This is a genomic window from Pseudoalteromonas sp. SG43-4, from assembly GCF_014164325.1.
Classification (GTDB): domain Bacteria; phylum Pseudomonadota; class Gammaproteobacteria; order Enterobacterales; family Alteromonadaceae; genus Pseudoalteromonas; species Pseudoalteromonas distincta.
In genome coordinates this window covers 205,146-216,236 of record NZ_JACJFB010000004.1, presented here as the reverse complement: position 1 = coordinate 216,236, position 11,091 = coordinate 205,146, and the positions used below count along the sequence as shown (strand labels likewise).

Sequence of the window (11,091 nt, the reverse complement as noted above, 5' to 3'; positions counted from 1 at the left end):
TATTCACAAGAAGGTTTAGAGGCGCTGCGCTTTTAGAGTAAGTGATTGTATAAAAAGAGTATTCAAATACGAGCAAGCACTGGTTTTTACCTTCTCATTTTCTTCTCTTTCACTTCTCCTTGTGAATAATATTTTTAAGTACTGTTATTCACAAGAAGGTTTAGAGGCGCTGCGCTTTTAGAGTAAGTGATTGTATAAAAAGAGTATTCAAATACGAGCAAGCACTGGTTTTTACCTTCTCATTTTCTTCTCTTTCACTTCTCCTTGTGAGTAATATTTTTAAATACTGTTATTTACAAAGAGGTTTAGAGACGCTGCGGCTTTAACGTGAGCAAGCTCTAAACCCACAACACATCTACTTTTCTCCTGTGGCGATGGGTAATGAATCACTTGCACCCCACTCACTCCACGAACCATCATAAACGCTTAAATTACTGTAACCACATTCAGTAGCAAATAACGCTAAAGCACACGCTGTAATACCTGAGCCACAGCTAAACTGTAACTGCCGCGCATCATCAACCACGTCACTAAATATCGCTTTAATTTCGGCAAGTGGTTTAGCTTCACCTTTATTAAGTAAATCCATAAAAGGCAACGAGCGACTATTTGGGATATGCCCGCTACGCATGCCTTTTCGGGGTTCACTTTCTTCGCCTGTAAAACGCTTATAAGCACGTGCATCTAGCAATACAATGCTGGGCTCATCAATTGCGTCAACCACTTGTTGGCTATTGATAAAATACTCAGGATTATAGCTTGCCGTAAAATCACCTTTACCTAACGATTTACTATAACCTTGCTGTGTGGCGTAACCACTCTCTAACCACTTTTTAAGGCCACCACTGAGTACTTTTACGTTGTGATGCCCCATAGCTTTAAACATCCACCACGCCCTTGCTGCGCTAAATAAACCGCCATCTTCGTATACAACTATGAACGAATCGTTATTTACGCCTGCATTTTGCATAACATGAGTAAATTGCTGCTCGCTGCATACCGTACTTGGTAAGGGGTTAGATCTATCGGCCAACTCATTTTTTATGTCAAAACGTTTAGCGTTGGGCAGCATTGCTTGTGGCGAATAAGTACCCAAAACACCTGGGCGCAGCATACCTGCATCAAATATCACTAATGCAGGATTATTAATTTGCTCGTGTAATTGCTGACAGCTAATTAGGTTTTTCACTACGATTCCTTATCACCATGATATTTAGCAAACTCATCATTACCCGTAAAACGCGCTTCAATCGCTTTAATGTGTTTATCTTCAGTGTGTTTCCAAACGCCAGGAATACAATATACATGTTCAATAAAGCTAAAAAACTTATCCTTTAATAATGTATTTAGTTGCCAGCCCTGCATTACTTCGTTCAGATTTGCTGCAAGCTGCTCGGCAGTGCTCGCATGCTTTACCAAGCCCTCAATGTTGTAACAGGCTTGTCCAAGAGTTAAAACTCGTTTATTTAGCAGTAATGCTTCTAAGCCGACCGTTGAATTAATCGTTAATACGGCTTCTGCGCACTTAATCAAATCACTCGTTTGATTTCCATTAGCAAAAATTGCAATCGGATCTTTTTCATAAAGATGAGCGTAATGTTTATGCCACGACGGATGCTCTTTAAAAACCACTTTTAAACTTGGATCATTTAAGCTTTTGACGGCTTTAATCACCTCGTCGTAAAACATGTCCATAGAGTTTATCCACGGAGAAAAGCTAGCTAATTGAGTATCGTGAGGTACTTGAAAAGGCGCAAATATATAGCGTTCTGGCACATCGGCGCACTCAAATTCACAGCGCTTTTTATGATCAGCTCTTGGAATTAAATCCGGCGCAGAAAAGTTTAACTTATTTTGTGGGTCAAAATTTAGGTAAAAAGAAGGGTCACGGCTTAACGACGCATAATAGTTAATACCATTAGGGTCTAAACTGCTTGTACCGGGTAGTAAACCATTTTCATAATAAAACTGCTTTACACCTAATGCTTTTGCAGCCATAGCAACGGTTGTATTTGGAAGTTTATTGCCATTCCAAATAACAATGCAGTCAGGATTAGTCTCGGTTAATAAGGCTAAATACTTGGCGTATCGTAATCGTTCAAATAAAACTAACCCAGCACTGTAAACAGCAGCAATAATAGGACTATTCCAGATAGCATTACGTGCTCTTTTGCGTTTTAGCTGAGAGTTAACTACATCAGTAAAATTAACTTGAAACGCATCTTTTAAATACTTAACAGCAGAAAGCTTAGGAGCTCCCATGATATGTAATTGGCAATCCATCGACAATTTTTTGATTATTTTTTTATAGTATTTTGCGTGTACATTTTTGCGAGAGATGAATAGATAAGCCATACAAGCTATATTTGCCAATTATTGTTTTTATGAAATAATTCTAAGTGGACAATGACATCAAAGCAAGGTTCCCTTTACTTAATAATTACTTTAAAGCCTTTATGGCTACATTTTTATAATTTCACCACGAAGTGGTGCCATTCTAGAGAGAATATCGTTTTGCAAACTATGGCTAATGTTCTGCTCATTCATTGCATTTATAAGTAAATCAACCACATGATTAAAGTCTTTCTCTGTAATATGCATACCTGTATGGATTGCTACCATAGAGTCGCCATCGTATGTACATGGGCCTTCTACTAACATACACATATGAGTAATAAACCCTTGGCGAAAGTACGCTATATTGCTGTGTTCAAAGTAATGAATTATCTGCTCGTCATTGCCTATTTGATAGATAAAGCTATCAACAATTCTGCCTATCCCCGCTTTACCATCCAGCTTTTGATAAAGTGAGAGCTTAGTAGAATTTGCACACCCACTAAGCAACCCTAAACAAATCAAAAAAATACCAACGCTTTTCATTACCAATACCCTGTAACCGATAAATACCAACCTGTTTGATCGTCAGCCCCTGCAATGCTTCCTAAATCAAGGTAAGCCGCAGTCACACTCACATGCTTGTTAGGCATCCACGCTACAAATAAGTCTTTCCAATCTTGTTCGCCTAAGTTTAAGTTATTTGATTTTTGACGATACTCAACACCTACGGCTATTTCGCGACTCAAAAATAGTGCTGTGCTGCCTTCAAATAATACTTTTCCGCTAGTATTTTCTCCACCGTAACCAAGTAAACCAAGTTGATTAGCTTCACTGTATCTTGTAGTTACGTTCCAAAACCAGTTATAGCCAGCAATAGCCCCTAAATGTAATTTACTAGCAGCGAGGTAGTAGTCAGTACCGCTAGTCTTTTCTGCGCCTACAAGTGTTGCAATACTGCCATCATCCAGTGATTTATGCTGAATCCCTAAGCTAAGCTGTGGCCAATCACTGTAAACAATATCGCCGTACAAACGTATTTTAGCACCTGTAATTGATTGCTCTATTTCAGCATCAAGTGCTGGTACATCAAAGCGCTGTTGGGCATAACTAAGCTCAACACGATTAAATAAATTAAGTTGTGCACCACATACGTCAAGTGTGTAGTCGGTTACATCTGCGCGACTACAAAAGCCATTTACCGAAAATTCATCATCACTTGCGTACCCAGCAAGTTGTGCCCACGGTACAATCCCCCCGCCGCCACTGCCTTCAATTTGAGAAACTCCCGGCGTAGCTAGCAGTTTTCCATTGCTTGCAATGCTCGGCACACTAACTATTAAAAACAAACTTGCTAATAAGTATTTAATTTTTTGCATAGTATTCCTCCAGCCATTCTTCTAATAGTTCTGCTTTTAAAGGCCGACTTAAGTAATAGCCTTGTGCATGGTCGCACTGCATGCCTCTAAGTAAATTTAATGAGCCAAGCGTTTCAACCCCTTCAGCTACAACCGAGAAACCTAGCTGATGTCCCAACGTAATTGATGATTGCACTATAAATTGATCTTTTTGCGATTCATCAAGTTTTAGGATAAAGCACTTATCTAGCTTAAGCTCATCAATAGGCAGCATTTTTAATCTACCAAGTGATGTTTGCCCTACACCATAATCATCTAATGATATTTTAACGCCAATTGCCTTTAGGTTTTCGAGCGCTTTAATACCTTTTTCTTCGTTTTCGATCATATCGCGCTCAGTAAGCTCAATAGTGATCAGCTTAGAATCTAATTTGTACTTTTTAAGCGTGCGAACTAATGCAGCGTGAAAGCCCGGAAATGCTATGTCTTGCGCTGATACATTTATTGCAGCCTGTAAGTTTATATTTTTAGACTGCCAATCAGCTACTTGTGCTACAACCGTATTAACAACCCACCCAGTAAGCTCAACAATAAGCCCCGACTGCTCGGCTAAGTCAATAAACAGTTCAGGATTAACCCAGCTACCATCTTTTCGCTGCCAGCGAATAAGCGACTCAACTTTATCTATTTTTTGCGATTTCAAATGTAATTTTGGCTGATAAGTCATAAACAATTGACCATCGTCATCACTAATAGCCTGCTTTAGTTCATCAAGCATTATTAAGCGCTCTAAGTGCGCTTCGTCTTCGCCATTTTGATAGTAATGTATGCTCTCTTGTGTGTTTGCAGCACTTTCAACTGCAATTAGCACACGGCGCATTAAGTCATCACTTGCAATACCTTGTGTAGGATACTGCACAATGCCTGCACTAAAGCGTAAGTTAATTTTTAGTTTTTGAATGGTGTAGCACGCTTGTAATTGTGCCATTAAGCCAACAATACCGCTTTTGTGTTCACGCGCTGCCGCAGTCGGAAACACAGTTAAAAACTCATCGCCGCCAATACGGGCATGAAAGCCCCCTAACTCATCCGAAAACTCACTTATTCTGCAAGCAACGGCCTTTAGGCAGTCATCACCAATGCGCGGACCGAGCTTATCGTTTATATGGCGAAGACCTTTTATGTCTATTGCAACGAGCGTGTACTCGGCTGATGAATCTAACTCATCATCAAGCACCTCAAGCATTGCTGAGCGGTTATAAAAGCCTGTTAGGGAGTCGTGACGGGCTTGAAAGCTAATTTGTTGCTCGCGCTGATTAATATCATTACCCATGCTATCAAACGCTGCGACTAGCGTGTCTATTTCGGTACTTTGCCTTTGGCCTTTAAATTCAAAAGCATAATTCCCTTGTGCAAATTGCCTTGCTATTACAGCTAGTTGAGTAAGTGGCGTAGTTAAATTATTTGCAAATATGCTGCTTGTAATAACACCTACAAACATAGTTAAAATAGCTAAAATAATAAGTGTAAAAAGCAGTTTTTCGAAATCACTATAACTTTGTGTTAAATCGGCACTCAGCAAAATAATTATGGGATGGGTCAACAACGATGGTAAATCTATTTCTCGGTTACGAAACACTAAATACTCACCAAAAAACCGCGATGTGGTTACGGTACTAAAATAGCTAACAGGTTCAAATTGCTCAGGACGATTAGCTAATGAGCTAATAACAATATCGTCAGCACTGCCTATAAAACTTACATCCATGCCTGTTAAGCTTTTTAGTTCATGGGCTACATTGTCGTCAATTTTAAAGCCCACCAAACTATAGGCTACTGTACGTGGCGCTTTTACAGGTAATAAAATAATTTGATACAGCTCGTTATTAAGCACCACAAAACTAGACTCTTCTGGCGCACTTAAAAGCTCTTCCATCAAGGGCTTTAAGTTGTGTGCAAAAACGTCTTCGTCAGTATTGGCGGAAATTAGCTTACCCGATAAATCAAGTAACAACATTAATTCGGCATCAATACGCTGACTGTGATTAAACAACACGCTGCTGATTGTACCTGCATCTCGCGTTGCTACAGCTTGCTTAAAACCAAAATCGGAGGTGAGTACTTTTGCAGCGGTTAACAGTAGGCTTTCTTTTGACTTTAAATATTGCTTATAAACATTTTGCGCTACGGTAATATCTTGATTTACTTTTTCTTCTTGAAATTTACTCGTAGACCACCAAAAACTAAACAAGCTGACCATAGTGGTTAATAACACTAAGCCAACACATAAAATGGTTATGCGATTTCGTAAACTATTAGTCATTACCAGCCTTAAACTTACTACCAAAGGTATTTCTGGGTGCTGGAGTTGATGTGTTTACTGTTATCTGTAACTGTTTTTGAGAATTAATTGTTATCATTTTTTTATTCTCCAATGGTGCTGTTTGTAATGGATGCCACACACTCACTTGTACAGGCAGTGTATTAATAGGCAAATTTACATAGCCTTTTTTATCTGTTTTATATACGAATTCGCTGTTAGCTACATAAATATAGCCAACCATAGAGTCATGAATATTACACCCTAAAACAACAACCCCTTGTTGCTCAAACGTAATGGGCTCTTTTGGTTGCCCTGAATATAATCTTAGTTGAAAAGGCTTAGCTTGTGAAAAAGAATAAACATGATGGCGAATATTATCGCTGTTAGGAAAGTTAACTTTTTGACCCTGTTGTACAACTAATAATTCGGGTAAAAACTGCTTATGGACTTGATCCATTATAGCAATGGGCAAATTTGATGGTGTGGCTTGTTTACCAGCAATATTAAGCTCAACCACAGCACCTGATAACTTTTGGCCGTGTTGATCTTCTATTACTAATTCAACATTTGCACTTAAAGCAAACTGACTAAAAAACAAACCTATAGCTAAAAAGTAATGACTTTTAGCAAACTTTTGCAATGCCCGTTCAAACATAACAATACCTAAACATTAATATTAGGTTAAGTTAATTAGAGACGAGCACTAATTGCAAGAATTATAGCCCAGTAACTAAAAATAAAGATTTAGTTACTGGCTTTATTAGCACTTAAGTGCTGTTATTTAACAATTAATCCGTAATCGTTATCTAAAATAGTAATAACTTCTTGGCGAGGATCTTCAGGGATCACGATATCTCTGCCAACAATTTTACTCGCTATACCAACATAGGTGTTTGACACTTCAAGCATTACTGATTCTGGTAAAATATAATCTTTAGCTAACTGCTCACGCTCACTCATGCGATCTTTATTTAATAATACGTCGCTCTCTGGCACGTTATTAATCAGTAATTGACGAAAGCCTTCTTTAGAATTTTCAACAATTTTACCGTCTTTGTAAGCGGCTTCATCCCAAATACGTGACGAATCAGGCGTGCCTACTTCATCAATATATATAAGCTGTTGCGCGCCATTTAAATCCTCTACATAACCAAACTCAAATTTAGTATCTACAAAAATTTGGTCAAGCTTCGCTAGTTCATCACTAATTAATTTAAAACCTTCAACTAACAGTTTTTCGTATTTGGTTACATCATCTGCCGATTTAAAGTTAAATACATCTAAGTTATTAGTAATATTAGCGCGAGTAATATTTACATCATCAACAGGCGGAATATCAGCAACGCCTTCAATAATACCTTTTGTTGACGGCGTAATTAAAACGTTATCAAGCTTTTGGTTCGCTTTTAAACCCTCTGGTAATTCAATACCACAAAAGTTACGTATGCCTTTAGCGTAATCGCGCCACATGCTACCCGTAATATATTGGCGAGCAATTGCCTCTACCTTTACTGTACTGGCTTTACGTACAATCCACACATACGGATGCGGAATATCAACAATATGATTGCCCGCAAGACCCGCTTTATCAAATGACTTAAACCAATGGGCTGCCACTGAGTTTAAAGCTATACCTTTACCTGGTACGCCATTTAAACCGTTTTCGCCTTGCCAAATGCAATCAAATGCAGAAATTCGGTCTGAAATAACCATAATAGCAAGCTCAGTACCAGTCGGTACTTGGTAGCCTTTGTCTTTAATTAATCGAGCGCTGTCTTCATCAGTTAACCAATAAACTGAACGAACTTTACCGCTGTGTACTTCACCTTTGGTACGAATGGGTAAATCATCGTTTACGTCTAAAACTTTATAGCTAGTCATGCTATCTCCGGGGTTAGGGATGCTCTTTGAGCAAAGTATGGTATGGGGTTATATGGGCTGTATAATAATCTAGCCAACCTCAAAGCTCAATCGGATGCTTAAAACAAATAAAGGCATATATTTATAAGCGAGTCGCAATGGGGTAAACTTAATGTGCTAACCAGCCTGAGGAGATAGCTTGAACTACTTAACTGCCACTAAAAATAAAAAATACTTAATGTATATTTCTCAGAATTATTCATACGCTATCTTGAGACCTTTGCAGGCGCAAATATTGACACATGGTGGTGAAGTACGCTGGTTTTTAGCGGGTAGCGAAGTAAACCCCGATTTTTTAACCACAGACGAGCCACGTTTACATACCATAAAAGATGTTAAAAGCTGGGCTCCAAACATTACATTTATACCGGGAAATATAGTACCTAGTTTTATTCCGGGTAAAAAAGTAGCTGTATTTCATGGTTTTAATTCTGAAAAGCGCAGCTCTGAAGGTAATCGTGGTCATTTTACTATTCGTGGTTGTTACGATTTATATTGTACGCAAGGCCCAAATACAACAACCCGATTTAAAGAGCTAGCTAAGCAGCATGGTTTCTTTAAAGTAACTGAAACTGGCTGGCCAACACTCGATCCACTTTTTAGTAACACTTCAAATAATCCTTATGTAAGCGACGACCCTCGCCCTACTTTACTTATATGCTCTACTTTCTCACGAAAGCTATCACTTGCTCCTAAATTATATGAGCAAATAAAACATTTTAGTGAGCAAGGTAAGTGGCGTATTTTGATGCAGTTTCATCCTAAAATGCCTGCCGAATGGGTTAATAAATATAAAGCGCTGAGTAACGAAAATCTAACATTTATTGAAACCGATAACGTTTTGCCGTTACTGCAAGCTGCTGATGTTATGCTTTGCGATACATCGTCAGTTCTTTTAATGTTTTTACTACTACGTAAACCGGTAGTCACGTTTTGTAATCAAAAACCACTTCCTCATTTACTTGATATTACCGACGCAGATGAAGTAGAAGCAGCTATTGAACACGTGCTTACTAAACCTAGTGATTTAATGCAAAATATTGAAAGCTATTGCCAGGAACTTCATCCGTATACCGATGGCCAATCTAGCCAACGCGTATTAAATGCAGCTAATGAATTTTTACAAAGTAACGAAAAACTAAAACCCAAGCCATTAAATATAATAAGACAGCTAAAAATGCGTAAAGATCTAAACTACTGGGGTTGGTAATCGGATAATGATAAACCTGAAAAACGTAACTTTTAAGTGGCATAAAAGCGATAGCTCACCCACGCTCAACATAAAAGAGTTAGTTATAGAAAAAGGTGAGCATATTTTTTTACACGGTCCTAGTGGCTCAGGTAAATCGACCTTATTAGCGATTCTTGCTGGCATTAATACAGCCACCAGCGGTGAGGTATCAATTTTAGACCAAAACCTAACTACATTAAGCAATACCACCCGTGATGTTTTTAGAGCGGATCACATTGGCTACATTTTTCAAAACTTTAACCTGCTTCCTTATTTAACTCCTATTGAAAATATAACGCTTGGGTGTGAGTTTTCAAAAAGCCGAAAACAAAAAATATTAAAGAAATCATCAAATAAAAACTCTGCCTTACAAAAAGAAGCGATACGGTTATTAAATGCTTTAGGCCTTACTGCCCAGTATCACCATAAAGATGTAGCGACACTGAGTATTGGACAGCAACAGCGCGTTGCTGCCGCTCGCGCATTTATAGGCAGCCCTGAACTAATAATTGCCGATGAGCCCACATCTGCACTCGATACAAATAACCGTGAGAGCTTTATAAAGCTACTGTTTGAACAAGCAAAGTTATCTAATAGTACGTTGGTATTTGTGAGCCACGATGAAACACTAAAGCCTTTATTTAACCGCTCCATTGATCTTATAAATTTGCAGGAGCAGGTATGATTCTCGCTAAACTTGCTTACAAAAGCTTATTAAATCGCCGCGCAAGTGTACTGCTTACATTATTTACTATCGCAATTAGTGTAATGCTACTTTTGAGTATTGAACGTGTACGAATTGATGCTAAAAGTAGTTTTAGTAATACTATTTCGGGCACTGATTTAATTGTTGGTGCGCGTACCGGCGATATACAGTTGCTGCTTTCGTCAGTATTTAGAATTGGCCATACTAATAACGGCGTAAGTTGGAAAAGTTATCAATACATAACAAGTCAGCGAGGCGTAAAATGGAGCATACCTATAAGCCTAGGCGACAGCCATAAAGGCCAAGCGGTACTAGGCACAACACTTGATTACTTTAGCCATTATCGCTTTGCAAAAAAACAAAATTTAACCTTTAACAAAGGCCACCCTTTTGCCGCAATTAACGAAGTGGTGCTAGGTAGCGAAGTTGCAAATAAACTAGGCTACAAACTTAACGACTCTATTGTTATATCGCACGGCATGGGGAACACCAGTTTTCATCATCATGACGATAACCCATTTAAAGTCGTCGGCATTTTAAACCCAACAGGCACGCCAGTTGATAAAACGCTGCACATTCCTTTGGCTGCAATCGATTTAATTCACGGCGGTAAAGCGAGCCATGAGCATGAGCATGACGAACATAACAACCTAGTCGGTCACCCTAAGCAAATTACAGCATTTTTAATGGGATTTAATTCGCCTTTGTACACATTACAAATTAGGCGCAATATAAATCAATATAAGCCAGAAGCCCTGCTTGGCATTATGCCAACCGTAACACTTAAAGAGTTATGGGAAATGCTCGCCATAGTAGAAAAAATACTATTACTATTCTCAGCTGTTGTCGTGTTAGTTAGCTTACTTGGTATGTTAACGACATTGCTTGCAAATCTGAGCCAGCGACGTCGCGAACTTGCTATATTGCGCTCAGTAGGCGCTCGCCCTTGGCATTTATTTACACTTATAAGTATTGAGTCATTACTGACAACTTTACTTGGTTGCCTAGTGGGTAGTGCGCTTTACTATTTAGTTATTTTTTCAGCCAGCGGTTACTTACAAAGCCATGCCGGTATAAGCGTAAATATTACAATGCTCTCTTACTATGAACTGGGCTTAATCGGGGTTATTATGGCCGCAGGTTTTGTTATTGGCTTAATACCCGCTACTCGCGCTTATTTTTATTCACTCAGCGATGGCATGAGTATAAAAGCATAATT

At 38.7% G+C, this 11,091-nt stretch carries 10 protein-coding genes; 3 read left to right on the top strand and 7 right to left on the bottom strand.

What is annotated here, in order from left to right; all coding sequences use genetic code 11:
* Positions 1-355 precede the first annotated feature (355 nt).
* The 7 genes from H5160_RS06095 to H5160_RS06065 form a co-directional block, all read right to left on the bottom strand.
* Entirely contained in the window at positions 356-1,189 is an 834-nt protein-coding gene (locus tag H5160_RS06095; protein ID WP_182720739.1) for a sulfurtransferase, read from the bottom strand.
* Positions 1,189-2,355, bottom strand: a complete 1,167-nt coding sequence (locus tag H5160_RS06090) for a capsular biosynthesis protein (RefSeq protein ID WP_182737068.1) — start codon at positions 2,353-2,355, stop codon at positions 1,189-1,191. The genes H5160_RS06095 and H5160_RS06090 overlap by 1 nt, the downstream gene beginning before the upstream one ends.
* Positions 2,356-2,460: 105 nt before the next feature.
* On the bottom strand, positions 2,461-2,880 hold the full coding sequence (locus H5160_RS06085; RefSeq protein ID WP_182716625.1) for a group 1 truncated hemoglobin: 420 nt from the start codon (positions 2,878-2,880) through the stop codon (positions 2,461-2,463).
* Positions 2,880-3,713 carry a DUF3034 family protein gene (locus H5160_RS06080; protein WP_182716626.1) on the bottom strand — a complete coding sequence of 278 codons (834 nt, stop codon included), beginning with the start codon at positions 3,711-3,713 and terminating at the stop codon, positions 2,880-2,882. The genes H5160_RS06085 and H5160_RS06080 overlap by 1 nt, the downstream gene beginning before the upstream one ends.
* The gene (locus H5160_RS06075; protein ID WP_182712864.1) at positions 3,700-6,015 is read right to left on the bottom strand and encodes an EAL domain-containing protein; all 2,316 of its coding nucleotides are present in this window, start codon (positions 6,013-6,015) and stop codon (positions 3,700-3,702) included. The genes H5160_RS06080 and H5160_RS06075 overlap by 14 nt, the downstream gene beginning before the upstream one ends.
* Positions 6,008-6,670, bottom strand: a complete 663-nt coding sequence (locus tag H5160_RS06070; RefSeq protein WP_182737067.1) for a methylamine utilization protein — start codon at positions 6,668-6,670, stop codon at positions 6,008-6,010. Before H5160_RS06070 ends, H5160_RS06075 begins: the two co-directional genes overlap by 8 nt.
* 122 nt (positions 6,671-6,792) lie before the next feature.
* Positions 6,793-7,896 (bottom strand): phosphoribosylaminoimidazolesuccinocarboxamide synthase, encoded by a 1,104-nt coding sequence (locus tag H5160_RS06065; protein ID WP_182737066.1) that lies wholly within the window; start codon positions 7,894-7,896, stop codon positions 6,793-6,795.
* Between the two features lie 178 nt (positions 7,897-8,074).
* On the opposite strand from H5160_RS06065, the gene H5160_RS06060 reads away from it, so the two are divergent.
* The 3 genes from H5160_RS06060 to H5160_RS06050 are packed head-to-tail and all read left to right on the top strand — an operon-like array spanning position 8,075 to position 11,089.
* The gene (locus tag H5160_RS06060; protein ID WP_182695555.1) at positions 8,075-9,145 is read left to right on the top strand and encodes a CDP-glycerol glycerophosphotransferase family protein; all 1,071 of its coding nucleotides are present in this window, start codon (positions 8,075-8,077) and stop codon (positions 9,143-9,145) included.
* A 7-nt stretch (positions 9,146-9,152) separates the two neighbouring features.
* Positions 9,153-9,851, top strand: a complete 699-nt coding sequence (locus tag H5160_RS06055; protein WP_024597019.1) for an ABC transporter ATP-binding protein — start codon at positions 9,153-9,155, stop codon at positions 9,849-9,851.
* Entirely contained in the window at positions 9,848-11,089 is a 1,242-nt protein-coding gene (locus H5160_RS06050; RefSeq protein ID WP_182737065.1) for an ABC transporter permease, read from the top strand. The genes H5160_RS06055 and H5160_RS06050 overlap by 4 nt, the downstream gene beginning before the upstream one ends.
* Positions 11,090-11,091: the final 2 nt, after the last annotated feature.